At 70.5% G+C, this 23,481-nt stretch carries 17 protein-coding genes and 3 pseudogenes; 13 read left to right on the top strand and 7 right to left on the bottom strand.

Translation table 11 applies throughout. The features are described 5' to 3' along the window. Positions 1 to 99: 99 nt before the first annotated feature. Both IPG61_19855 and IPG61_19850 read left to right on the top strand, forming a co-directional pair. Positions 100 to 1,707: a hypothetical protein gene (locus tag IPG61_19855; protein MBK6736274.1), complete on the top strand. Its 1,608-nt coding sequence runs from the start codon at positions 100 to 102 to the stop codon at positions 1,705 to 1,707. A 29-nt stretch (positions 1,708 to 1,736) separates the two neighbouring features. Continuing rightward, positions 1,737 to 4,334: a S49 family peptidase gene (locus tag IPG61_19850; protein MBK6736273.1), complete on the top strand. Its 2,598-nt coding sequence runs from the start codon at positions 1,737 to 1,739 to the stop codon at positions 4,332 to 4,334. A gap of 14 nt (positions 4,335 to 4,348) precedes the next feature. Here IPG61_19850 and IPG61_19845 read toward each other — a convergent pair whose 3' ends face one another. After that, positions 4,349 to 4,735: an Hpt domain-containing protein gene (locus IPG61_19845; GenBank protein MBK6736272.1), complete on the bottom strand. Its 387-nt coding sequence runs from the start codon at positions 4,733 to 4,735 to the stop codon at positions 4,349 to 4,351. A gap of 183 nt (positions 4,736 to 4,918) precedes the next feature. Further along, on the bottom strand, positions 4,919 to 6,205 hold the full coding sequence (locus IPG61_19840; GenBank protein MBK6736271.1) for an NYN domain-containing protein: 1,287 nt from the start codon (positions 6,203 to 6,205) through the stop codon (positions 4,919 to 4,921). Positions 6,206 to 6,335: 130 nt separating this feature from the next. Here IPG61_19840 and IPG61_19835 point away from each other — a divergent pair. Continuing rightward, positions 6,336 to 7,498 (top strand): annotated as a pseudogene (locus IPG61_19835) (hypothetical protein). Between the two features lie 286 nt (positions 7,499 to 7,784). After that, complete coding sequence (locus IPG61_19830) at positions 7,785 to 8,675, top strand: radical SAM protein (protein ID MBK6736270.1); 891 nt, start codon at positions 7,785 to 7,787, stop codon at positions 8,673 to 8,675. A gap of 14 nt (positions 8,676 to 8,689) precedes the next feature. Here IPG61_19830 and IPG61_19825 read toward each other — a convergent pair whose 3' ends face one another. After that, entirely contained in the window at positions 8,690 to 10,051 is a 1,362-nt protein-coding gene (locus tag IPG61_19825) for a phosphomannomutase (protein ID MBK6736269.1), read from the bottom strand. Positions 10,052 to 10,241: 190 nt separating this feature from the next. Between IPG61_19825 and IPG61_19820 the strand changes: the two genes are divergently transcribed. Together IPG61_19820 and IPG61_19815 are read left to right on the top strand one after the other, a co-directional pair. Further along, on the top strand, positions 10,242 to 10,961 hold the full coding sequence (locus IPG61_19820; GenBank protein MBK6736268.1) for a hypothetical protein: 720 nt from the start codon (positions 10,242 to 10,244) through the stop codon (positions 10,959 to 10,961). 16 nt (positions 10,962 to 10,977) lie between these two features. Next, the gene (locus IPG61_19815) at positions 10,978 to 11,601 is read left to right on the top strand and encodes a pyridoxamine 5'-phosphate oxidase family protein (protein ID MBK6736267.1); all 624 of its coding nucleotides are present in this window, start codon (positions 10,978 to 10,980) and stop codon (positions 11,599 to 11,601) included. A gap of 16 nt (positions 11,602 to 11,617) precedes the next feature. Here IPG61_19815 and IPG61_19810 read toward each other — a convergent pair. Then, a pseudogene (locus IPG61_19810) lies at positions 11,618 to 12,486 on the bottom strand (dienelactone hydrolase family protein). A 49-nt stretch (positions 12,487 to 12,535) separates the two neighbouring features. Between IPG61_19810 and IPG61_19805 the strand changes: the two are divergent. Continuing rightward, complete coding sequence (locus IPG61_19805) at positions 12,536 to 14,272, top strand: hypothetical protein (protein MBK6736266.1); 1,737 nt, start codon at positions 12,536 to 12,538, stop codon at positions 14,270 to 14,272. A 78-nt stretch (positions 14,273 to 14,350) separates the two neighbouring features. Here IPG61_19805 and IPG61_19800 read toward each other — a convergent pair whose 3' ends face one another. Next, on the bottom strand, positions 14,351 to 14,863 hold the full coding sequence (locus IPG61_19800; protein ID MBK6736265.1) for a ferritin: 513 nt from the start codon (positions 14,861 to 14,863) through the stop codon (positions 14,351 to 14,353). A 274-nt stretch (positions 14,864 to 15,137) separates the two neighbouring features. On the opposite strand from IPG61_19800, the gene pdhA reads away from it, so the two are divergent. From pdhA to IPG61_19770, 6 genes and pseudogenes are all read left to right on the top strand, one after another. Further along, entirely contained in the window at positions 15,138 to 16,241 is a 1,104-nt protein-coding gene (pdhA, locus tag IPG61_19795; protein MBK6736264.1) for a pyruvate dehydrogenase (acetyl-transferring) E1 component subunit alpha, read from the top strand. Then, positions 16,234 to 17,214, top strand: coding sequence for an alpha-ketoacid dehydrogenase subunit beta (locus IPG61_19790; protein MBK6736263.1), 981 nt, complete (start codon positions 16,234 to 16,236; stop codon positions 17,212 to 17,214). Before pdhA ends, IPG61_19790 begins: the two co-directional genes overlap by 8 nt. Before the next feature lie 22 nt (positions 17,215 to 17,236). Then, positions 17,237 to 18,633, top strand: a pseudogene (locus IPG61_19785) (2-oxo acid dehydrogenase subunit E2). Positions 18,634 to 18,658: 25 nt separating this feature from the next. Then, positions 18,659 to 20,092, top strand: a complete 1,434-nt coding sequence (gene lpdA, locus IPG61_19780) for a dihydrolipoyl dehydrogenase (GenBank protein ID MBK6736262.1) — start codon at positions 18,659 to 18,661, stop codon at positions 20,090 to 20,092. Position 20,093: 1 nt separating this feature from the next. Beyond that, the gene (locus IPG61_19775) at positions 20,094 to 20,726 is read left to right on the top strand and encodes a hypothetical protein (GenBank protein MBK6736261.1); all 633 of its coding nucleotides are present in this window, start codon (positions 20,094 to 20,096) and stop codon (positions 20,724 to 20,726) included. 162 nt (positions 20,727 to 20,888) lie between these two features. Next, on the top strand, positions 20,889 to 21,554 hold the full coding sequence (locus IPG61_19770; GenBank protein MBK6736260.1) for a response regulator transcription factor: 666 nt from the start codon (positions 20,889 to 20,891) through the stop codon (positions 21,552 to 21,554). Between the two features lie 73 nt (positions 21,555 to 21,627). Here IPG61_19770 and IPG61_19765 read toward each other — a convergent pair whose 3' ends face one another. Together IPG61_19765 and hflC are read right to left on the bottom strand one after the other, a co-directional pair. After that, positions 21,628 to 22,548, bottom strand: a complete 921-nt coding sequence (locus IPG61_19765; protein MBK6736259.1) for a TraB/GumN family protein — start codon at positions 22,546 to 22,548, stop codon at positions 21,628 to 21,630. Continuing rightward, entirely contained in the window at positions 22,545 to 23,480 is a 936-nt protein-coding gene (hflC, locus tag IPG61_19760) for a protease modulator HflC (protein MBK6736258.1), read from the bottom strand. Before hflC ends, IPG61_19765 begins: the two co-directional genes overlap by 4 nt. Position 23,481: the final 1 nt, after the last annotated feature.

Below are 23,481 nucleotides of genomic sequence, written 5' to 3'. Positions count from 1 at the left end.
ACCGCATGGGTCGCGGCAACGTTGGGCGCCGCCCCGTTTTGCGGTTGTCAGGGGCCGGACCGCGGTTCATTGTCACCCGGTAACCGCGGAGGACCACCCTTGCGCCCAAACACAAGCCGAGCCGCCGTCGTGATGGCGCTGGTGCTGGCCGGCATCCTCGGCGGCTGTGGCGGAACAACCCCCGCGCCGGGCGAGGGCACGGCGGCCAGACGTCCGGCGGCCGAGTCGCCGGACGGTGCCGCCGCGCGCGATCGCTGGTCCACCGGCGTGGTGCTGACGGCGGCGCGGCGCGATGACTGCCGACTCGGCGCCGATCCGGTGGCACCGGGTGGGCAATTCGTCGTCTCGCTCACCGACAGCGTGCGGCCCCGGCTGGCGCCCGTGCCGCGCAATCGCGCCGAGCGCCTGGTCTTCTCCCAGCTCTACGAGACACTCGTCAGGATCGATTGCGAAGGCGTCGCCTCGCCCGGCCTGGCCGTGCACTGGTCGTGCGGCGCCGACAGCACCGTCTGGGTCTTCACGCTGCGCGAGGACGCGCGCACCTGGGACGGCGAACGCCTGACTGCGGTCGATGTCTGGCGCTCATGGCAGGAGAACTGTGCGGCGCCGGTCGATGACGGCGCTTCGCCCTGGCAGTGGTTCGACCCGCGCACGGGCTCGGTCTCCGTGCTCGACGCACGGCGCCTGACGGTGCGGCTGCCCGAACCGCAGCGCCTGTTCCCGCTGCTGCTCGCGCACCCGGCCACCGCGGTGGCGGTGCGCAAGCCCGGCTGGGCCTGGCCCGTCGGCAGCGGGCCCTGCCGTCTGACGCCCGCCGACGGCGCGCCGCGGCCGGTGCTCACCTGCCGCCCCCATCGGGAACACCCGCGGGCACCCGACTGGGAGACTCTCGCCTTCCGGGTCACCCCCGGGCGCGATCCGTTCGAGGCGGCCATCGCCGCCGACGCCGGGCCTGTTGATCTGCTGTGGACGCGCGACCTCGAGGCCGTGCACCGGTTCGAGGCGCTGCCGGACTGGCGCGTGCAACCTTTGCCGTGGAACCGCGTCCACCTGCTGGTCTGCCCCCCGGCCCTCGATCGCGCGCAGGCGGCGCTGTGGTTCACCGCGGCCGCGGGCCTGGCTCCCGGGTCCGATGTGCAACAGGTCTCGGCCCGCGACTGGCCGGCGCTGACGGTGCCGGTGGCCGACCGCCAGGCGTGCCCGCAGTTGAGCGGGCCGGTGGCGGCCGACCGCGGCGAGCTGGTCGATGCGCTGTCGGCGGCGCTGGCCGCCGGGCCGGCGACCGTGGTCTTCCCGCAGGACGACCCGGCCGCGGGCGAACTGGCCGGACGCCTGGCCGAGCTGGCCGGCCCCGAAGCCCGCGCGGTGCCGCTGCCGCCGGGTGCGGCCGCTGCCGCCCTGCGGCGCGGGGAAGCCTGCGCCTCGGTGGTGCCCGTGCCGCAGTCGTACGCCGACGGCTGTTTGCAGATGGCAGCCCTGCTGGGGCGCGCCGCCTGGCTGCAACGCGCCGGGCTCGTGGGCGGCGACGCCGCGGGCATCGATGCCGCGCTGCGCGCAGCGCAGATCGCGACCCCGCTCGCGGTCACGCGCGCATGGCTCGTCACGCGCAGTGGACCCGCAGGCGCAGCGGGCGGCATCACTCTCGAATTCGACGCGTGTCCGGACCTGGCAAGGCTGGGACGCGTGGCCACCGCCTCGAAGCACTGATCAGCAACCGACGCCCCGGAGGGATTCCCATGATTGTCGCCCACAACGGAGCGCGTGCGCGGCGCGCGGCGTCCGGTTTGATCGTCTTCGCCATGATCGCCCTCCTGGCGGCAACCGCCTCGCGGGCCGAATCGCCGGCACTGCTGGACTACCGTTCCGAGAGCTGGTTCCTGCCACAGACGCCCGGCGTCACGGCCGGCCCTGTCGGCGGCCTGTTCAATCCCGGCGCCTTCGCCCTGACCGACCGCGCGGGCACCGACCTCTGGACCGACGACCGCGACGGCCACCTGTCCTTCAACCGCTTCGGCTTCGCGGCCGGGCGCACGGTGAACATTGCGTTCAACCGCTCGCTGGTCGACTGGCAGGGCGGCCGCGCCGCCCTCAACGACTGGCAGGTGGGCCTGGCCGGCGGCGGGCGCGCCGGCGCCGTGGGCCTGGCCTATCGCTGGGCCGGCGGCGCGCCGGCCGGGGCGTTGCGCGACCATGCCCTGGTGCTCGGCATGGTCAGCCGTCCCGCCCGCTGGTTGACCTTCGGCGCCAGCCGCGCGCAGAGCCTGGAAGCCGATGCCGCGCAGAACATCTTCGACATGGGACTGCGACCCGCCTCGGCTCCCTGGCTGACGCTGTTCGGCGACTTCACCGTGAACGACGGCACGCCGTTCGGCCAGGGCCACTGGGGCGCGGGCCTCGAAGTGCGCCCGCTGCGCGGCCTGCACCTGGGCGTGCGCGCGCGTGAACGCCTGGACGGCGGCGATCCCGACGTGGCCATTCTCGTGGGCGTGAGCGGCCGCACCGGGCACATGGCCTCGCAATCGGTCATGGACTCCGGCGACGTGGCCATGACCTCCTGGCTGACCCGCAGCGAACCGCCGTTCGCCGGCCGCGACACCAGGCCGCTGTTCGGCCCGAGCGAGACCTGGGTGGCCATCGACCTGCAGAAACGCACGCTCAGCTACCAGAAGTACCGCTGGCTCGACGACGATCACGTGGCCTGGCTCGACCTGCTCGCGCAGCTCGAGGCCGTGCGCGACGACAAGCAGCTCGACATCCTCGTGCTCAACCTGGCCGGCTTCACCGGCCGGCCCTCGCTGCTGTGGGAGATGCGGCAGGAACTGCAGAAGGTGCGCGACGCCGGCAAGCGCGTGGTCATCTATCTCGACCGCGCCGGCATGGGCACCATGCACCTGGCGGCGGTGGCCGATCGCCTGGTCCTGGATCCGCAGGGCGACCTGACGCTGCCCGGCCTGGCGCTCTCGCGCAGCTACCTGAAGGGCACGCTCGACAAGGTGGGCCTCGGCTTCCAGGAGCACCGCTACTTCAAGTACAAGAGCGCCGCCGAGACGCTCAGCCGCGACAGCATGAGCGAGGCGGATCGCGAGCAGCGGCAGCGCATCGTCGACGTGTGCTACGAGACGTGGCGCAACGGCATCGCCGCCGGCCGCGGCCGCACGCCCGCCGCGCTCGATGCGGTCATCGACAGTCTGGGCTTCCTGGCGCCGAACGAGGCGCTGGCCGCCGGCCTGGTCGACGAGGTGGGACGCTGGGACCAGGTGCTCGAATCGCTGCGCAAGGAAGGCGCGCGCCCGGGCCGCTGGCCGGAGTCGCTGCGGCGCGACTACTGGGACGAGCAGTGGGGACAGCGCGCGCGCATCCCCGTCGTGTTCCTGGTGGGCGACTGCGCGATGGACAGCGGCATCAACGGGCGCCGCTCCAGCGCCTGGCTGCGCAAGCTCATTGGTGATCCGTCGGTGAAGGCCGTGGTGCTGCGCGCCGACTCGCCGGGCGGCGACCCTCTGCCCAGCGACCTGGTGGCCGACGCCGTGCGCGCGCTGAAGGCGGCCGGCAAGCCGGTCGTCGTCAGCCAGGGCGATGTGGCGGCCAGCGGCGGCTACTGGATCAGCATGGACGGCTCGCGCATCCTGACCACGCCGGTGACGATCACCGGTTCCATCGGCGTGATCAGCGGCTGGCTCTGGGACGCGGGCATTGCGGAAAAGGCTGGCGTGACGGCGGAGTCGGTGCAGCGCGGCCGCCACGCCGACCTCTACAGCGAGATCGGCCTGCCGCTATTGGGCGGCGTGCCGCGCCGGCCGATGAACGACGAGGAGCTGGCGCGCACCGAGCGCGTCATCCGCGACATGTACGGCCAGTTCGTCACCGCCGTCGCCACCGGTCGCAACCTCACCTATGCAGCCGTCGACTCGGTGGCGCAGGGCCGCGTGTGGATGGGCCAGGACGCCATCGACCGCGGGCTGTGCGACCAGGTGGGCGGCCTCTCCGACGCGATTGCCGAGGCGCGTCGCCTGGCCGGCATCCCGGCCGGTCGCGACGTGGAGCTGGTGGAATACCCGCCGCGCCCGCTGGTGCGCATGCCGCAGCTGGGGCCGCGGCTGGGCGTCATGGGTTCACTGCTGGAGTGGATGTCGCTGCGCACGCTGGCGACGCTGGGCGGCGACAACGAGACCGGCGCAGCACCGGCGATCGACGCCGGTCAATTGTGGCTGCAGGGCGCCGGATTCGGGGAACTCGAGGCGCGCTGGCTGGCGCCGTTCGGCAGGGAAGCGGGCAGGGCGCGGGTGGTGGTGCACCCTGACGCACTGCCCGTCGATTGGCGGCTGGTGGACTAGGACGTCCGGTTCTCTCAAGACGTCCAGTTGTTCGCGACTTCGCCCCAGTTGATCAGCACGACGAGCTCCTCGAGCTCGGCGTAGTTCGCCTTCATGGCGTCGAGCAGCGGGCCGGCGCCGTCGAGCGTGCCGGTCTTCGCCAGCAGCTCCAGGCGCAACGCCGAGGCGACGAACTTGCGGGCGCAGAAGTTCGAGGCGCCGCCCTTCATGCCGTGGGCCTTGATGGCCACGTCCTTCACTTCGCCGGCGGCAATGCTGTTGGCCAAGGCTGCCATCTGCTCGGGGCCGGTCTCCATGAAGATCGTCACGATCTCCTGGAGCAGTTCGGCGTCGCCATCCATGTTCTCCATGGCCTCGGCCAGGTTCATCACGCTGTCGAGGCTGATGAGATCGTGCGCCATTTCGATTCTCCTGTCCCCCGGGACGCGCGTCCTGCGCGCTCCCGCCTCCCCGGAACGCTGACGTTCATGAGCGATATCGATGGCGTATCGGCGCACGGGCCGCGGAGTTGAGGAATAAGTAAGGATCCCGCGTAAGCAACGCGGGATCCCTGTGCGAGACGGCCGTTTCGCGGCAGTGCTGCGCTACTTCTTCGGCGTTCCCCGTCCGCCGGTGGCCGGCGCTGCCTTCTTGGCCGGGGTTGCCTTCCGGCGGGGCGTCTTCTTCGCCGCGGCTCCGGCGGCGGGCTCGTCGCCGCGCGCCGGGGTCCGCCGGGGCGCCCTCGCAGCCTCGCGCGCAGCTTCCTTCGGCGCTTCCTTCGTGCTGTCCCTGGCGCCGTCCTTGGGCGCCGGCTTCGCGGTGGCCTTCGAGGCCGGCCGGCGGCGCGAGGGCGCCTTGCCCTCGGTCCCCGCTGCAGACGGCGCGTCGTGGCCGGTCTGGGCCGCCGTCGCCGGTGCGGGCACGGGCGCGGACGTGGCCGGTGATGCCGTCGCCCCACCCGGCTCCACCGCCGGGCCGCCCGCGTTGCCGGTGCGCGCGCCGCTGCCGCCGCGACCGGACCGCCGACGCCGGCGCGACGTTCGTCCGGCCGCCGTCGCGCTGCCGTTGGTGCCTGCTGCCGCGCCAGCCGCCTCGGGCAGCGCGCCCGCCGCCACCGCATCGGCCGTCGAGCCGGCGCCGAGGCCGTGCACCACCCAGGTGCCGCCCGAACGCGCGTCGCGCTCGACCTTCAGAAGGCCCAGGCCGCGCGCCTCTTCCAGTACGTCGCCGAAGGTGGCGTAGCCCAGCGCGCGTTCGCTGAAGTGGGGCATCTTGCGCGTCATCGTGTCCTTGATCAGCGACGAGTACAGCACATCGCGGCTTTCCTGCAGCAGGCTCTGAACGGTCTGCACCAGGAACTCGAACATCTCGCGCTTGCCCAGCGGCACGTTCACACCGGTGACCGGCGGCGGTGCCTGGTTCTGCCGGTAGATGTCGTCGTAGAAGATGAACTCGTCGCAGTTGCCGATCAGCAGGTTGCTGCTGCTGTTCTTCATGCCCACGCCGATGACGCGCTTGTTGTTCTCGCGCAGCTTGGACACCAGCGGCGAAAAATCGGAGTCGCCGGAGCAGATGACGAAGGTGTCGATGTGCTCCTTGGAGTAGCACAGGTCCATCGCATCGACGACCATGCGGATATCGGCGCTGTTCTTGCCCGAGATGCGGGGCGCCGGCACCTCGATCAGGTCGATGGCCGCTTCGTGCAGCGCCGACATGTGTTCCTTGTGATGATGCCAGTCGGCATAGGCGCGCTTGACGATGATCTTGCCCTTTTCCAGAATACGCTGGATGAGCAGCCTGATCTCCAGGCGCTGGCGGGCGTCGCGCGCGCCGATCGCCAGGTTGTCGAAATCGATGAAAAGCGCGAGGTTGGTCTCACGCGGCTGCGACATGCGGGCCTCCCGGTCGGTTGCAGGTTGTCGGCGCGACAAGTGTTTCGGCGCTACAAGTGTTTCAGCGCTACGAGTGTAACGGCACGATAAGCGATATTTCGGGCCCGGACCAGAAACGAAAGGCGCAGGCATGAACGAGACGCTCACTTCCGCCGAACTGGCGCAGCTGGTCCGCCGGGTCTTTACGCCCACGCCTGCCGACACGGGCCTGGCCCTGATCGTCGACGTGCCCGACGCACGACTGCCCGACAACCCGGAATGGGCCGAGCGGCGGCGCCTTGTGGCCGGCTGGTATGACGGCCTGCGGGCCGCCGGAGCCGCCTTGGGCCTGCCGCGCCTGAGCCTGGCCTGGTACCGCAACGCCGGCAGCAACAACGCCGACCTGCCGGAAACGTGCTGCCTGCACGACGACGCTGCGGGCCCGCCGCGGCCGCCGTGCCCGACCATGCCGACCAGCTGGCCGGCCGGCCCCAGGTCGCCATGGCGGGGCTGCTGCGCGAGCACACCATCATCATCGCCCCCACCGAGCTGTCGGCCACCGCGCCGTTGAAGGTGGCCGCGCGTAGCGGCGGCTTCCGCGCGGCGACCATGCCCGGGTTCCTGCCCGGCATGATCCCGGCGCTGCGGCTGGACTACCAGGAGATCAGCCGGCGCGTCGGGCTGCTGAAGACCTGGCTCGACGTTGCCGAATCGGCCGAGCTCTCGTTCCTGGCCGACGGCGAGCCGTGCCGGCTGACGCTCGACCTGCGCCATCGGCAGGGCCACGCCTCGGGCGGCCTGTTCCCGGACAACGGCGTGGCCGGCAACCTGCCCTCGGGCGAAGCCTACATCGTGCCCTACGAAGGCGAATTGGCCGGCGACCCGAGCGGTTCGCAGGGCCTGCTGCCCGTGGAGATCGACGGGGAGATCGTGATGTTCGCCGTGGCCGGCAACCGCGCCCGCGTGGTCAGCGACGGCCCGGCCAGCCGCGCCGAAGCGGCGCACCTCGCGGCCGAGCCTGCCTACGCCAACCTGGCGGAACTGGGCCTGGGTGTGCTGGGCGACTTCGGCGTGCAGCCCTGCGGCAGCATCCTGCTCGACGAAAAGCTGGGCCTGCACGTGGCCTTCGGGCGCAGCGACCATTTCGGCGGCACCGTGGGCCCGAAGGACTTCTCGTCGCCCGAGGCTGTGATCCACCTCGACCGCGTCTACATCCCGGCCACGCAGCCGCGCGTGCGCGTGAAGGAAGTGCGCCTGCGGGGGCCCGGGCTCGATCGCGCCGTCATCGTCGATGACCGGTTCATCGGATTGTAGGCGCCGGGGGCTGAGGATGGCCGGGCGGCAAAAAAGGGGGGCCGGGACCCGCCATGAATGACTCTCGCCCTAAGTCATTCCGGCGTTGTTGGCCCCGGCCTGGATTCCAGCGCTGCCCGCAGCGCGCTTGTGCCGGTATATTCGGTTTCTCGCGTGGTTTACTTTAGAGATTTCTTTAGGTCGGTCAAGGGTTTTTTGGATATTTGTGGTCGTTTGAAGGTACGAATTCTGTCCGGTTTCCGGGTGCAGCGAGGCCGGGGCGGCTCACGACAAAGGCGGCGGCAGCATGGACTACATCGGCCACATCTTCCGCCCGCCCAGCGAGGCCGAGAGCCTGCTGCTGCAGGTGACCGTCGGCTGCAGCCACAACGGCTGCACCTACTGCGGCATGTACCGTGACCCGGTGCAGCGCTTCCGGATGAAGCCGCTCGACGTCGTGGCGCAGGACGTGGAAGAAGCCGCGGTCTACGATCGCGACGTGGAGCCGATCCGCCGCGTGTTCCTGTGTGACGGCGACGCCCTGGTGCTGCCCACGAAGAGGCTGCTCGAGATCCTGGCCCTGCTGCGTGAGCGGCTGCCGCAGGTGCGCCGCGTGGGCATCTACGGCGATGCGCGCACCATCCTGCGCAAGGACGACGGCGAGTTGGCGGCATTGCGCGAGGCGGGACTCGGCATCGTCTACCACGGCGCCGAAAGCGGCGACGACGAGGTGCTGCGCCGCGTGGACAAGGGCTCGGGCGCCGACGACGCCGTCGAGGCCGCGGCACGCCTGCGCCGCGCCGGCATCCGGCATTCGGTGATGGTGATGCTGGGGATCGGCGGCGTTGAACGCTCGCGCGAGCACGCCGAAGCCACGGCGCGGCTGCTGACGGCGATGGACCCGCCGTTCGTCGGCGCGCTGACCACCACGCTGGTGCCGGGCACGCCGCTGGCGGCCGAGGCCGACGCCGGCCGCTTCACGCTGCCGGACCCGTGGGGCATGCTCACCGAACTGCGCACGCTGGTGGCCGACAGTCGTTTGACGCGCTGCCGCTTCCACTCGAACCACGCCAGCAACTACGTGCCGTTGAGCCTGAACCTGCCCACCGATCGCGACGGCGCGGTGCGCGCCCTGGATGAGCTGCTGGCCGGGCGCGACCGCACGCGGCTGCGCCCGGAGCAGTGGCGGGGTCTGTAGCGGGAGCGGTGCGCTTACGAGTCGAGCATGGCCAGGATCTCCTGCGTCCTGCTCTCCATCAGCGCCTGGTCCCCGCGCGACTCCACGTTCAGCCGAATGACGGGCTCGGTGTTGCTCTGGCGCAGGTTGAAGCGCCAGGCGCCCATGTCCAGCGAGACACCGTCGACGCGGTCCATGGCCACCGCCGCCGGGCGGTAGCGCTCCTCCACGCGGCGCATCGCCAGGTCCGGGTCCTGGAGGCGGCGGTTGATCTCGCCGCTGGCCGGGTAGGCTGCCTGCATGGCGCGCACCAGGTCGGACAGCTTGCGGCCCGTGGCCGACATCTCCTCCACTACGCGCAACCAGGGCAGCATGCCGCTGTCGCAGTAGGCAAACTCGCGGAAGTAGTGGTGGGCCGACATCTCGCCGCCGTAGACGGCGTCCTCGCTGCGCATGCGCTCCTTCATGAAGGCATGGCCGGTCTTGTTCATCAGCGGCACGCCTCCCGCGCGCGTGACCATGTCGATGGTGTTCCAGGTCAGCCGCGGGTCGTGGACGATGCGTCCGCCGGGGTGGTTGCGCAGTGTTGCCGCCGCGAGCAGGCCCACCAGGTAGTAACCCTCGATGAAGGCGCCCGTCTCGTCGAAGAAGAAGCAGCGGTCGAAGTCGCCGTCCCAGGCCAGGCCCAGGTCGGCGCCGTGCTTCAGCACGGCCTCGCTGGTGGCGCTGCGGTTCTCCGGCAGGAGCGGGTTGGGGATGCCGTTCGGGAAGTTGCCGTCGGGCTCGGCGAAGACCGGGATGATCTCGACCGGCAGGCGCCCGGCCAGCGCCGCGACCACCGGGCCGGCGCAGCCGTTGCCGCCGTTGGCCACGATGCGCAGGGGCCTCAGCCGCGCCGGGTCTGTCTGCGCGACCAGGAAGTCGAGGAACTCGGGCAGCGTGTCGGCGGGCGTGACGGTGCCGCGCCTGCTGCCGGGGGTCAGGTCGCAGTCGATGGCGCCGGCACCGATATCGTCGAGCCCGCTGTCGCCGCTGATGGGGCGGGCGCCGTCCCTGACCAGCTTCATCCCGTTGTGGTCCATGGGATTGTGGCTGGCCGTGACCATGATGCCGCCGTCCAGGCCCCGCGCGAAGGTGGCGTGGTAGACCATCTCGGTGCCGCACTGGCCGATGTCGAGCACGTCGGCGCCGGCGTCGTTCAGGCCGCGCGTGAGCGCGGTCGCCAGCGCAGCGCTGCTGAGCCGGCAGTCGCGGCCGACGGCCACCGTGCGCGCCTTCAGGTAGCGGGCCGTCGACAGGCCGATGCGGTAGGCCAGGTCGGCGTCCAGTTCCGAAGGCACCTTGCCGCGGATGTCGTAGGCCTTGAAGCAGGCAGGTTTGGCCGGGCGTGCGGACATCGGGTGATTCTCCTTGGCGCTTGCGGGTCCAGGGCGCGATCATGGGCCGGCGCCCGGGCCGGGATGGCCGGCGCACGCCCCCTTCACTAACATGAATCGCGATGGCGGGCAAGGCGGGACCGGTTTGCGGCTGCTGCCCGGACCGCCGCGATGCGATCCGGGAACTCGAAACGATCCGGGAGAACTGCCGATGCGCCGCACGCTTCCCGCCGTCCTGACCGCCGTCGCGCTGAGCGCGCTGGCCGGCTGTGTCCAGTTCAGCTCCGACGTGAACATCGACGCGAAGGGCGGCGGCACCGCCACCGTGTCGATGTCGGTGGCCTCCGACGTGCTGGCCGCCCGCACCGAGCTGGACCGGATCGGCGGCGACGCCATGGGCATGGCGCTGCCCGTCTATGCCGACATCACGCGGCCCTACCTGGAGAAGCGCGGCGCCGGGCACGGCGTCACGGTGACGTCGTTCGCGAAGAGCACGGCGGCCGGCCGCGAGACGTTCAAGTGCTCGCTCGCCTTCGGCGACCTCAAGGGCATGTCGTGGGTGCTGAACGACATCTCCGGCGCGCTCGGCGGTGCCGGCCTCGGCATCGCGCGCGGCGAGGGCGGGAACCTGGTGCTGCGCTCGCGCCAGTACAACTTCCCGTCCGCGGCGAAGAAGGCGACCCCGACCCCGACGGCCGAGCAGTCGCAGCGGCAGGCCGAGCTGGCCACGACACTGATCGGCGCGATCGGTGAACTGGACGTCAAGCTGAACGTGACGGTGCCCGGCAACGTGGTCCGCAGCAACGCGCCGCTGGTGGCCGGTCGCACCTCGACCTGGGCCATCAACGCCGGCAACATGATGAACCAGCAGGATGTGTCGCCCGAGATCGTGTTTTCCGGGCAGGGACTGGCCATCAAGGTGACGGAGTAGTCCGCCGGTGACGGGCATGCGACGCGTCGAACTCGAATCCCGCGACCCGGACCTCTTCGCCGAGGTGGCGCGCGACTGTGCCGTCGGCTACCTCACCCTCGTGACCGCCGACGGCCGGCCGCGCTCCATCGCGCTGAACTTCGCCGCGCTCGGGCAGGACATCGTCTTCCACGGCGCGCTCTCGGGCGAGAAATTCACGCTGATGCAGGGCGCCCCCCGCGCGGGCTTCACCATGGTGAAGGAATACAGCTTCATCCCCAGCTACTGGAGCGCGCCCGACCACGCCTGCCCCGCCACCCACTTCTTCAAGTCGGTGGAGATCGACGGGCACGCGGTGGTGGTCGACGACCCGGAGTACAAGGCGCGCGCGCTGCAGGCCCTGATGGTCAAGATGCAGCCCGAGGGCCGGCACATTCCCATCGACCACACGCTGCCCATGTACCGCGGCGCGCTGGCGAAAGTGGGCGTGTTCCGGGTGATCAACGAGGGCTGGACAGGCAAGGCGAAGTTCGGGCAGAACGAACCGGCGCGCCTGCGCCGCATCTTCGTCGAGAAGCTGCGGGAGCGCGGCGCGCCGGTGGACCTGCTGACGGCAGGGGAAATCGAGAAGTCGCTCGTCGACACCCCACCGACCGATTGAATGCTTCCGGAAACCGCTACTCCAGCACTTCCGCCAGGAACGTCTTCATCGCCTGCCACGAACGCCGGTCGGCCGCCTCGTTGTAGGCCGCCCCGCGCGACGGATCGCTGCCCGCGCCCACCTGCGTGAAGGCGTGCACCGCGCCCGCATAGGCGATGAACTGGTAGTCGACGCCGGCCGCTTCCATCTCGGCCTGGAACCCGGTCACGGCCTCGGGTTTCACATACGGATCCACCGCGCCGTGACAGACCAGCACCTTCGCCTTCACGCCGCCCCTGGCCGCCGGCAGCGGCGTGTCGAGGCTGCCGTGGAAGCTGACCACCCCGCGCAGGTCGGCGCCCGATCGCGCCAGCTCCAGCACCGCTCCGCCGCCGAAGCAGTAGCCAGTAGCTGCGATGCGCTGCGCATCGACGCCCTTCTGCTTCTTCAGCTCGGCCAGGCCCGCCGCCACGCGGGCGCGCAGCAGCGCGCGGTCGCCGTAGTACTTGCCGGCTTCCTTCGCCGCAGCGGCGGTGTCGGCCGGGCGCACGCCCTGTCCGTAGACGTCGGTGGCCAGGGCCACGTAGCCCAGTTCGGCGAGCTTGCGGGCGCGCATCATCTCGTTCTCGGTCAGGCCCATCCACTGGTGCACGACCAGGACGCCCGGGCGGGGCCCGGCCAGGGCGTCGTCCCAGGCCAGGTACCCTCCAGGGTGACGCCTTCGTGCTGCCAGGTGACGGTCTTCGTCTGGACGGCGGCCGAGGCGGCGGTGGCGCCGAGGGCGATGGCGGGCTGAGGGCGATGGCGGCGCTGAGGGCAAGACGTCGCATGGCTGCTTCTCCCGTAAAATATCGAGTAAAACGCGGCTTCACAGGCGCGCACCACTGGCCCCGCGCCGGTGAACATGTATAATTGAGGCAGCCCTCCCCCGCGAATGCCCTCGGAAGGAACCGGAATGAACGCTGGCCGCCCCTCCCGGCCGCAGTCTCCCGCCGCCACACTGGTGTTTGTCGCGTTGTTCGTCGCCTGCGGTGTATCTGCGGTCGCCGCGGCGGCGCCCCCAGGTGTCGAGGCGCCGTTCGTCGTGCCCGACGATGCCGCCCGCCTCATCGCCCCGGGCTCGGCCCTGGTGGTGGCCGTCTCCTCGCTGGCCGCAGCCGAGACCGAGTGGCAGGCGCTGGCCGCCGCCTTCGGCAGCGTGCCCACCTCGCGCGACTATTCCCTGCTCTCGGCCTTCGGCGACGGCCTGCCCGGCTTCGCCGCCGTGGTGGACCATGATCGTCCCCTGTTCGTGGCCGTGGGCCTGGCCGGCCTGATGCTGGGCAGCGGGCCCGACTTCACCTTCGTCTTCCCGTTCCAGGGCGACCTGGCGCAGCTGCAGTTCCAGGGTCCCGGCAGCCCGTTCGTGAACCTGCAGCAGAGCGGCGGCTATGCGGCCCTTTCCAGTTCGGCGCTGCTGCGCCCGATGGCCCGGCCCACGGCCATCCCCCTGCCCGAGGGCGTGCTGGCTGCCACGCTCGACCTCGGCCTGTCGCTGAAGCTGGGCCTGCCGATGCTGGAAACGGGGATGATGCAGCTGGCCACGCCACGGCCCGACAGCACGGGCGCGCTGCTGCCGGCGATGATCACCGTGGAGGACGCCGAGGCGGTCAATGCCTCGCTGCGCACGGTAGCCCGCTGCGTGACGCGCCTCGACCTGGCGATCCGCCGGGAAGGCAATCGCCTGGTGACCATGGACCGCCTGCTGGTGGTGCCCGGGTCCGAGCTGTCGCCCGGCCCGCAGCCTTCGTTCAGCGAGGCGGCGCAGCTGACGTCGCTGCTGCCGCCCGGCTCGGACCTGGTGCAGGTGGCGGCCATGGACCTGACGCGCCCGTTCGCGGTGTTCGAGGCGCTCTACCTGTCCGACATGAAGCGCACGGCCGCGCAGTTGCCGCCCGACGCGGCGCGCGACTATCAGGCGTGGTACGGCGACTACCTGGGACTGGTGCCGCTGACCGCGCAGCCGGTGGCCGCGAGCCTGAAGGTGACCGACCGCGGCGCCGTGGTGCACGCCGTGATGAAGACCCGCGACGGCGCCGACGCCTTCCGCCGGGTGACCGGGCTGCTCGACCGGCTCTCGGCGCTGCCGGTGGCGCTGCGCCTGGAATCGCTGGCCGACGAGGGCTTCCCGGGCGCCGAAGTGCGGTCCTATCGCGTGAACCTGGATGCGGACGCCCTGCTGGCGCCGGTGCCGGCGGCGGCTGGCTCGCCGCAGGCCGTGCAGATGGCGCAGGTGGCGGGCCTGTTCAGCCGCCTCATCCCCGAAATCCGCCTGGCCCGCTCCGGCAACTACCTGCTGGCCAGTGCCGACAGCGATCGCGCGGCCCTGGGCGCGATGATCGCCGCCTGCCGCGACGAGGATCTTCGCGGCAAGGTGGACCCCCGCCCCTACGATGCGGCCGCGCGCGGCGACGGCCACGTGCAGGAAGTGATCGCCGGCGACCTGACCGCGATGTGGCGCTGGTTCGCCGGCCTGGCCGGCAACGTCGAGGGCGCGCCGCCGCTGCCGGCGCTCGAGGGCCTGGAGCCGCTGCCCTGCCGCCTGACCATGTCGGCCTGGGACGGCGGCTTTGCCGGCACGTTCTCGGTGGACCGCGACGACCTGCTGAGCCTGGCGCGCACGCTGGCGAGCGGGGTGCCGGCGCAGCGCTGACGACTTTCTGCACGTGATAGGCAAAGGGAGCGGTCTCGATGACCGCTCCCTTGTTTTGCGTCGGCGATGCTGCCTGGGCTAGGCCGCGCCGCCCGCCGTCGGCGCCGGCCGGCTCTTCAGTTCGCGGTCGATCAGGAACAGCCCGGCTCCGTCGGTGCCCACCATCTTGATCTTGCTGACGATGTCGTCGACGTTGGCCTCTTCCTCGACCTGCTCGGTCACGTACCATTGCATCAGGTTGTTCGTGGCGTGGTCCTTCTCGGACTGGGCGAGGTCGGCCAGCTTGGTGATGTTCGAGGTCATCAGCTTCTCGTGCGCCAGGGCGGCCTCGAACGCCGCCAGCGGCGTGGCCCATTCCTTGGGCGGCGCCTTGACGTCGGCCAGCACCACGCGACCGCCGCGGCTGATCACGTAGTCGAAGATCTTCAGGGCGTGGTCGTGCTCTTCCTGCGCCTGCAGGCGCATCCAATGGGCGCAGCCGTCCAGATGGTTGTCTTCGAAATAGGCCACCATCGCCTGGTAGATATAGCTGGAGTAGTACTCTTCGTTGATCTGCTGGTTCAGGGCTGCCAGGAGGTTGGTTTTGAGCATGGCCGGGCCTCCGCAAAACTAGGGTCGGTGTCGGTTCCGTGGCTTGCCGGAAAGATAACAGGCCGGCCGCCGCCGGGCCAGTGTCGGGATTGGCGATCGGGGTCCCGCCTGCTATCATGGGAACGGTTCTTCCCGGGCCGGCCCTCCCCGCCGCAAGGCGCTGTCGGGAGCGCACCTGGCCCCCATCACGGATGCCCGCCGCAGTGCCCGTTGCCCTGTGCGGCCGTTCCCGGACCGGGACGGTTGCGGGGCCGCGCCACGCAAAGGACCGCGAATGCCGAGAAAACCCGTCGCGAAGTTCGTCGTCGACCACCTGCAGATCCTGGACGAGAAGGGCCAGGTCGACGCGAAGCTGGACCCCGGCCTGCCCGCCGAGCGCCTGCTGGAGATGTACCGCTGGATGCGCCTGGCCCGCGAGCTCGATGAGCGCATGCTCAAGCTGCAGCGCCAGGGCCGGCTCGGCACGTTCCCGCCCAACACCGGGCACGAGGCCGTCAGCGTGCCCATCGCCATGGCGATGGGGCCGAAGGACTGGTTCGTGGGCGCCTTCCGCGAGACCGGTGGCCGGCTGGTGCGGGGCGAGCCGCTCACCTCGCCGCTCTTCTACTACAACGGCTGGGAAGAGGGCAACATCCTGCCCGACCCGGCGCTGCGCATCACGCCGATCAGCGTGGTGATCGGCTGCCAGATCCCGCAGGCCGCGGGGCTCGCGTACGCCGGCCGCTACAATGGCGAGGACAACGCCACCGTCTGCTTCATCGGCGACGGCGGCACCAGCGAAGGCGACTTCCACGAAGGCCTCAACTTCGCCGCCGTGTGGAAGGCGCCTGTCGTCTACATCGTACAGAACAACCAGTGGGCCATTTCCATTCCGCGCTCGGCGCAGACCTCCAGCCGCACGCTGGCCCAGAAGGCGCTCGCCTTCGACATCCCCTGCCTGCAGGTCGACGGCAACGACGCGCTGGCGATGTGGGTGGCCATCAACGAGGCGCTGGACCACGCGCGCTCGGGCAAGGGCCCGTTCCTGATCGAGGCGGTCACCTACCGCCTGATGATGCACACCACGGCCGACGACCCGAAGAAGTACCGCGACGAGGCCGAGGAGAAGTGCGCCTGGGAGAAGGAGCCGCTCATCCGCTTCCGGGCCTACCTGGCGGCACGCGGCATCTGGGACGACGAGCGCGACGCGGCGCTGGCCGCCGAGCTCAAGGAACAGGTCGACCAGGCCGTGCGCACCTTCGAGACGCCCACCGACTGGGCGCAGGACACGGCCTTCGACCACGTATACGGCACCGACCATCCGCACCTGCACGAACAGCGCGCCGAGTTCCTGGCCAACATGCGCTTCGACGGCGGCAAGGAGGCCGACCATGGCTAAGCTGACGATGGTGCAGGCCATCAACCTGGCGCTCGTGCAGGAAATGGAGCGCGACAAGAGCGTGCTGGTGCTGGGCGAGGACATCGGGCAGGACGGCGGCGTCTTCCGCGTGACCGACGGCCTGCTGGAGAAGTTCGGCAAGGAGCGCGTGCTGGACACGCCGCTGGCCGAGAGCGCCATCCTCGGCACCTCGATCGGCATGGCCATGGCGGGCCTGCGGCCGGTGTGCGAGATGCAGTTCTGCGGCTTCAGCTACCTGATGATGGGCCAGTACGAGGCCCACGCCACGCGCATGCGGGCGCGCACGCACGGGCAGATCACGCTGCCGCTGGTGGTGCGCATGCCGTACGGCGGCGGCGTCCGCGCGCTCGAGCACCACAGCGAGAGTCGCGAAGTCGTGTGGGCCCACCTGCCGGGCGCCAAGGTGGTGCTGCCGAGCGGGCCGCGAAACGCGCGGGCGCTGCTGGCGGCGGCCATCCGCGACCCGGACCCGGTCGTGTTCATGGAGCCCAAGCACTCGTACCGCGCCTTCCGCGAGGAGGTGCCGGACGAGCCCGAGGTGCTGCCCATCGGCAAGGCTCAGGTGGTGCAGGCGGGCACCGACGTGACGCTGGTCTCGTGGGGCGCCATGATGCGCCCGACGCTGAAGGCGGCAGCCGAGGTGGCGGAAAAGCGCGGCGCGTCGATCGAGATCATCGACCTGCTGTCGATCGCGCCGCTCGACGCCGCGACCATCTGCGATTCGGTGCGCCGCACCGGCCGCTGCGTGGTGGTGCAGGAAGCGCCGCGCAGCTTCGGGCCGAGCAGCGAGATCACGGCGCTGATCAACGACAAGGCGTTCCTCTACCTGGAGGCGCCGGTGGCGCGCGTGACGGGCTACGACGTTGTGACGCCCTACTTCGGGCGCGAGAAGCACTACATTCCCAGTGCCGGGCGCGTGGCGCGGGCGATCGAAGAGACACTCGACTACTGAACGGCACCGACGGGAGGCCGCCTTGTTCGAATTCAAGCTGCCCGACCTGGGTGAAGGCATCGCCGAGGGCGAGATCCTCAAGTGGCACGTGACCGAGGGCGGCGACGTCGTCGAGGACGCGCCGCTGGTCGATGTCGAGACCGACAAGGCCGCCGTCACCATCCCCTCGCCGCGCGGAGGGCGCATCGCCTCGCTGCGCGGCAAGGTGGGCGACACGGTGAACGTGGGCGATGTGGTCGTGGTGATCGACGACGGCGCCGGGGCGAAGGCTGGGGCCGTTGCGCCTGCCGCGGCGAAGCCCGTGGCGGCCGCGCCGGCTGCGGCGGCAGTTGCGCCGGCGCAAGTGGGTGGCCAATCCGTGGGTGGCCAGTCCCCTGCCCCGTTGCCGCGCCTGCAGCCGCCGGCCCGCGGCGCCCGGTGCCCGCGGCGCCTGCCACGCGACGCCTGGCCCGCGAGCTGAAGGTGGACATAAACCAGGTGCCGGCCACCGGGCCTGCCGGGCGCGTGACGCCCGAGGACGTGCACCGCTTTGCGGCCGGCGGCAGCGCGGCGCCGGCCCCCGCGGCGGCGCCGGTAAAGCACGCCCCGCCCCCGCCCGAGCATGTGGCCGCCCGCGAGGTGCGCGACGACACGGCGTTCGCCGAGTTCGCGGCCCACGCCTCGGCCACCATCCCGTTCCTGGAACTGGAGCCGCTGCCCGACTTCCGGCACGAGGGCCCGGTGCAGATCGAGGCGCTGCGTTCGATCCGCCGCAAGGTGGCGCGCAAGATGGTCACCAGCATGACGCTGGTGCCGCACGTGGCGCACATGGACGACGCCGACGTGACCGAACTGGAGAACTTCCGCCTGCGCGAGCGCGAACGGCGGCAGGGCGCCGCCGGCGGCAAGCTGACCCTGATGGCCTTCGTCATCAAGGCCGTGACCGCGGGCCTGCGGGCCACGCCGGCGTTCAATGCCAGCCTGGACCCGTTCAAGGAAGAGATCATCTACAAGAAGTACTACAACATCGGTTTCGCGGCGGACACGGGCCGCGGGCTGGTGGTGCCGGTGATCCACGGCACGGACACGCGGAGCATCGTCAACATCAGCGAGCAGATCGCCGACAAGGCCGCGCGCGCGCGGGCCGGCACGCTGCCGCCCGACGAGATGCGCGGCGGCACGTTCACGATCACGAACGTGGGGCCGCTCGGCGGCACGGCGCTGCTGGCGACGATCAACTATCCCGAGGTCGCCATCCTCGGCATGGGACGCGTGCAGGAGAAGCCGGTGGTGCGCGACGGCCAGATCGTCATCCGCAAGATCCTGCCCCTGACGCTGGCCTTCGACCATCGCGTGGCCGACGGCGCCGACGCCGCCCGCTTCGTGGGCGAGCTGGCGCGCCAGCTGTCGGACCCGAACCTGCTGCTGCTCGAGACGTGAACCGGGAAAGGCACTGCACATGGTGATGGGAAGCCTGCGCGAGGAGACCGAGGTCGTCGTCATCGGCAGCGGCCCCGGCGGCTACGTGGCGGCGCTGCGCCTGGCGGACCTGGGCAAGAACGTGCTGCTGGTCGAGAGCCGCGAGCGCCCCGGCGGCACCTGCCTGCTCGAGGGGTGCATTCCCTCCAAGGCGCTGATCCATACGGTGGAGATCCGCGAGACGGCGCGGCGGGCCGCCGAGTTCGGGCTCACGTTCGACAACGTGCAGATCGACACGGACAAGCTGCGCGAGTGGACCGCAGGCATCGTGCAGGGCCTGAGTGACGGCATCCGCGGCCTGCTCAAGCGGCGCGGCGTGACGGTGCTGCGCGGGCACGCCCGGTTCACCTCGTCCACCTCGCTGGCGCTGGAAGGCGGCGAGGTGAGCGGCGTCGACTTCAAGCAGGCCATCATCGCCACCGGTTCGAGCCTGAACCGGCTGCCGGCGGGCATTGTGCAGTCGGTATGGTCGAGCGCCGATGCGCTGAAGCTGCCGTACGTGCCCGAAAGCCTGCTCGTGGTGGGCGGCGGCTACATCGGGCTGGAGATGGGCCTGGTCTACCAGGGCCTGGGCTCGAAGGTCTCGGTGGTCGAGTTCTTCCCGCGCCTGCTGATGGGCGCCGACTTCGACCTGGTCGACGTGATGGTGGGCCAGGTCTCCGAGCGGCTGGAAGAGATCATGGTCGACTCGAAGGTGCTGTCGATCGTCGAGGTTGCCGGCGGCGGCAAGGATGGCGGCGGATACGACGTCGAGATCGAGCACGCCGGGGCGAAGACGCGCAAGCACTACGCGCAGGTGCTGGTGGCCATCGGCCGGCGGCCGAACTCCGACGACATCGGCCTGCAGAACACGCGCGTGAAGACCGACGACAAGGGCTTCATCCTCACCGGCCCGGACTGCCGCACCGACGAGCCGAACATCTTCGCGATCGGCGACGTGGCCACCGGCCCCATGCTGGCGCACAAGGCCAGCCGCGAGGGCAAGGTGGCGGCCGAGGTCATCGCGCACGGCACGGCGGCCTTCGACAACCGCGCCATTCCCGCCGTGGTGTTCACCGACCCGGAGGTCGCCTGGACCGGGCTGACCGAGAGCGAGGCCGAGCAGCAGGGCATCAAGGTGAACATCGGGCGGTTCCCGCTCTCGGCGCTCGGGCGCGCACGCACGCTGGGCCGCACGGACGGCCTGGTGAAGGTGATCGCCGAACCGGAAACCGGGCTCATCCTCGGCGTGGGCATGGTCGGGCCCATGGCCAGCGAGCTGATCGCCGAAGGCACGCTCGCGGTCGAGATGGGCGCCACGCTCGAGGACATCATGGTGACCATCCACCCGCACCCGACGCTCTCGGAGGCCTTCATGGAGGCGGCCGAGGTTGCGGCCGGCGAGGCGGTGCACATCAACCCGCCGCGCAAGGTGCGCTAGGGTGACCCGGATATTGCCCTACGAGGTCGAGGACGACCTGGTCGACGAGGCGCGCGCCACCGGGCGCGCGCTTTGCCGCGTGTACCGGCCGCAGGAAGTGGCGGTGGTGCTCGGGCGCGGCGGCGACGCCGAACGTGAACTGCACCTGGACGCCATCGACGCCGACCACGTGCCGGTGTACCGGCGTCCCGGCGGCGGCGGCGCTGTGGTGCTCGACCCGGGCAACGTCGTCGTGACACTGGTGCTGCCGATGCCGGGGCTGGGCGGCATCCCGGTGGCGTTCAAGGCGGCCTCGGACCTGGTGATCGCCGCCCTGGCGGCCTGCGGCGTGCCCGGCGTGGTGCAGCGCGGCGTCTCGGACCTGGCGCTGGGCGACCGCAAGCTGGGCGGCTCGTGCCTGCGCCGCGAACGGGGCCTGGCGCACTACACGACGACGCTCCTGGTGGCGCCCGACCTGGCGCTGCTGGACCGCTACCTGCAGCATCCCCCGCGGGAGCCGGAGTACCGGGCCGGGCGGGTGCATGGGGATTTCGTAACCTCGCTGGCGGCTGCCGGTTCTCCTTATAGCGCGAGTAGTTTGACAGCCGACCTATACGGAAAGCTGCATATTCTGCTAATTGATCCCCGATTTTGATAATTTGCCGGATTATGGCCGCTTAGCAGTTTTCCTCAGGAACAAATGCTGTTAAGATGTCGGCGATCGGGGGAGAATACTGTCTCAGCAGCCCGGGTGCCCGATCGCCCGCCCAGGCTGTTGTCAGCTGATGTCCGGGGGACGAAAGTGGCACAAGCCGCCATGCAGAACCAGACCTACAGATTGCTGATCGTCGATGACCATCCGCTGGTCCGTTCCGGCATTCGCGCCATCCTGCAGCTGGAGTCGGATCTCGAGGTCTGCGGCGAGGCCGAGAACCAGGAACAGGCGCTGGAGCTCATCGAGAGCGAGCAGCCCGACCTGGTGCTGGTCGACATCACGCTGAAGAACAGCAGCGGGCTGACCCTGCTCAAGGAACTGCAGGCCCGCTATCCGCATATCCTGACCCTGGCCGTGTCGATGCACGACGAGTACACCTATGCGGTGCGCTGCCTGAAGGCCGGGGCCAAGGGCTACATCATGAAGCAGGCCGGCACCGAGCGCATCCGCGACGCGATCCGTTGCGTGCTCGAGGGCGGCACGTACCTGAGCGAGAAGATGACGCAGTCGGCTGTCGAGCAGCTGGGCACCGGCCGCGCGCCGGGCGTCGCCTCGCCGGTCGAGGTGCTCAGCAACCGCGAGCTGGAGCTGTTCCAGCTGACGGGCCAGGGCAAGGAGATCGCCGAAATCGCCGAGATCATGCAGATCAGCCCGCGCACCGTCGAGGTGCACCGCTCGCACATCCAGAAGAAGCTGGGGCTGCGCACCAGCACCGACATCTTCCAGGCTGCGTACGAGTGGCTGCGGCAGTCGGGGATCCCGCCGTAGGCTGGCCGCCCTGGTGAAATCGCAAGGCCGCGCCCCGGTTCGGGGCGCGGCCTTTTCCTTCGCGGCAGCGTCCCTACTCCCCGATCTGCGTGACCGCCCAGCCGCGCTCGCGCAGCAGGCTCGGCAGGCCGCGCTGGCCGGCGAAATGGCCGGCGCCGACGACCACGAAGACATCCTCGTCGCCGCGCAGCCAGGAGTCGAGGCTGTCGGCCATCGTGACGTTGCGATCGTCGAGCAGGCGGCGGTAATAGGCCACCATGCGCGGGTCGTCGCCCGCCTGGTCCTGCATAAGCTCGTCCATGGCCGCCGCGTCGCCGTCCTGCCAGGCGGTGACCATGCGCGAGGTGAGCGTGTCCAGGGAGTCGATCTCCGCCAGCATGTTCTCCACGAGGATGTCGTCCAACTCGTCGTCGACGTCCAGGAACAGGGCCATCTGCGCCTCGACCTCCTCGAGTTCACGCACGGCCTTGCCCTGTGCCCGCGCCGCCTCCAGGAAGTGCATGTCGATGCCCAGCCCCGGGTCGAAGCCCTGCCGGCCGTAGGCCTGCATGATGACCATCATGGAAACCAGGCCCGGCTGCATCCGCTCAAGCACCGACATGGGCAATTCCATCTCTGCGGCCAGGGCCTCGAGCCCGGCCCAGTTGGCGGGCGTCAGGCGGTCGCGCAGGGTCAGCGAGTCGGGCAGCGTGCCGCGTTCGAGCATCAGCCGCGCGATGGCCGCCTGGTTCGCCGGCGACACCGGATCCAGCTCGACGGCCAGCACCGGCGCCGCGGCGAAGGCCTGTTCGATGGGCGCCGGCAACGGGAAGAAGTCGGGCCGCCCGACGTGGATCGAGCCGACCATGGTGACCTTGGCGCCGGGACCGCTGGCCTCCCAGAGGAACAGCGGGGCGCCCCGGGCCGGCGGCGCCAGCAGGGCCAGCGCCGCCAGCGCCGGGACCAGGCGCCGGACGGACCGGTGTCGGAGTATCGGGCCGCCCGCGCCGCTCACTTGCCGCTCCCCGATTTCAGGAAGCGGTAGAAGTCGGCGTCGGTCGAGAGCACCAGCGAGCTGGTGCTGTCCATCGTCGTGGTGTAGGCCTGCATCGTCTTGAGGAACTCGTAGAACGACCGCGAGTCGGCCGAGCGGTTGTAGGCCGAGGCATACACCGCCGTGGCCTTGGCGTCGGCCGCGCCCTTGATCTCCTGCGCCTGGCGGTAAGCCTCCGAGCTGATGCGCAACAGCTCGCGGTCCTTCTCGCCGCGGATGCGGAACGCCTCGCCCTGGCCTTCACTGCGGAAGCGGTCGGCCACGCGTTCGCGCTCGGCAATCATGCGCTCGTAGACCTTACGCTGCACCTCGTCCACGTAGTTGACGCGCTTGAACTCGATGTCCAGGATCTCCAGGCCCAGGTCGGTCGTCCGCGCCCGCGCGTTGGCCAGGATCTCCAGGCGGATGTCATTGCGGCCCTCGGCGATCTGGGTCAACGCGGACTCGTCGCTGGCCTGGGTCTCGGTGAGCACGGCGGCCCGGTTCGAGGTGCGCACCAGCTGCACCAGGTCGTACTTGGCGATGGCGTTGCGCGTCTCACCGTCGAGGATGTCGTCGAGCCGCGTCTGGGCGCCGCGCTCGTTGTGCAGGCGCTGGAAGAACAGCAGCGGATCGGTGATGCGCCAGCGCGCGTACGTATTCACCCAGATGAACCGCTTGTCGCGCGTCGGCAACTGGTTGGGTTCGCCGTCCCATTCCAGGTAGCGCTTCTCGAACCGGTGCACCTTCTGGATGAACGGCGTCTTGAACTTGAGCCCGGGCGAACTGATGGGCGGGCCCACCGGCTTGCCGAACTGGGTCAGGATGACCTGCTCGGGCTCCTGCACCACATAGGCCGACATCGCCAGGACCAGCACGGCCACCGCGACCAGCACGAGGATCAGCTTCTTCATG

The sequence above is a fragment of the bacterium genome, from assembly GCA_016703265.1.
Classification (GTDB): Bacteria; Krumholzibacteriota; Krumholzibacteriia; order LZORAL124-64-63; family LZORAL124-64-63; genus CAINDZ01.
This window is presented reverse-complemented; position numbering and strand designations above follow the sequence as displayed.

Bases quoted from the DNA above. Each gene is read 5' to 3' on its own strand.
- IPG61_19800 (MBK6736265.1), bottom strand. From the start codon at position 14,863: ATGCTCAAAACCAACCTCCTGGCAGCCCTGAACCAGCAGATCAACGAA.
- IPG61_19790 (MBK6736263.1), top strand. From the start codon at position 16,234: ATGGCTAAGCTGACGATGGTGCAGGCCATCAACCTGGCGCTCGTGCAG.
- lpdA (MBK6736262.1), top strand. From the start codon at position 18,659: ATGGGAAGCCTGCGCGAGGAGACCGAGGTCGTCGTCATCGGCAGCGGC.
- IPG61_19845 (MBK6736272.1), bottom strand. From the start codon at position 4,735: ATGGCGCACGATCTCATCAGCCTCGACAGCGTGATGAACCTGGCCGAG.
- IPG61_19770 (MBK6736260.1), top strand. From the start codon at position 20,889: ATGCAGAACCAGACCTACAGATTGCTGATCGTCGATGACCATCCGCTG.
- IPG61_19815 (MBK6736267.1), top strand. From the start codon at position 10,978: ATGCGACGCGTCGAACTCGAATCCCGCGACCCGGACCTCTTCGCCGAG.
- IPG61_19820 (MBK6736268.1), top strand. From the start codon at position 10,242: ATGCGCCGCACGCTTCCCGCCGTCCTGACCGCCGTCGCGCTGAGCGCG.
- pdhA (MBK6736264.1), top strand. From the start codon at position 15,138: ATGCCGAGAAAACCCGTCGCGAAGTTCGTCGTCGACCACCTGCAGATC.
- IPG61_19830 (MBK6736270.1), top strand. From the start codon at position 7,785: ATGGACTACATCGGCCACATCTTCCGCCCGCCCAGCGAGGCCGAGAGC.
- IPG61_19850 (MBK6736273.1), top strand. From the start codon at position 1,737: ATGATTGTCGCCCACAACGGAGCGCGTGCGCGGCGCGCGGCGTCCGGT.
- IPG61_19805 (MBK6736266.1), top strand. From the start codon at position 12,536: ATGAACGCTGGCCGCCCCTCCCGGCCGCAGTCTCCCGCCGCCACACTG.
- IPG61_19840 (MBK6736271.1), bottom strand. From the start codon at position 6,205: ATGTCGCAGCCGCGTGAGACCAACCTCGCGCTTTTCATCGATTTCGAC.
- IPG61_19825 (MBK6736269.1), bottom strand. From the start codon at position 10,051: ATGTCCGCACGCCCGGCCAAACCTGCCTGCTTCAAGGCCTACGACATC.
- hflC (MBK6736258.1), bottom strand. From the start codon at position 23,480: ATGAAGAAGCTGATCCTCGTGCTGGTCGCGGTGGCCGTGCTGGTCCTG.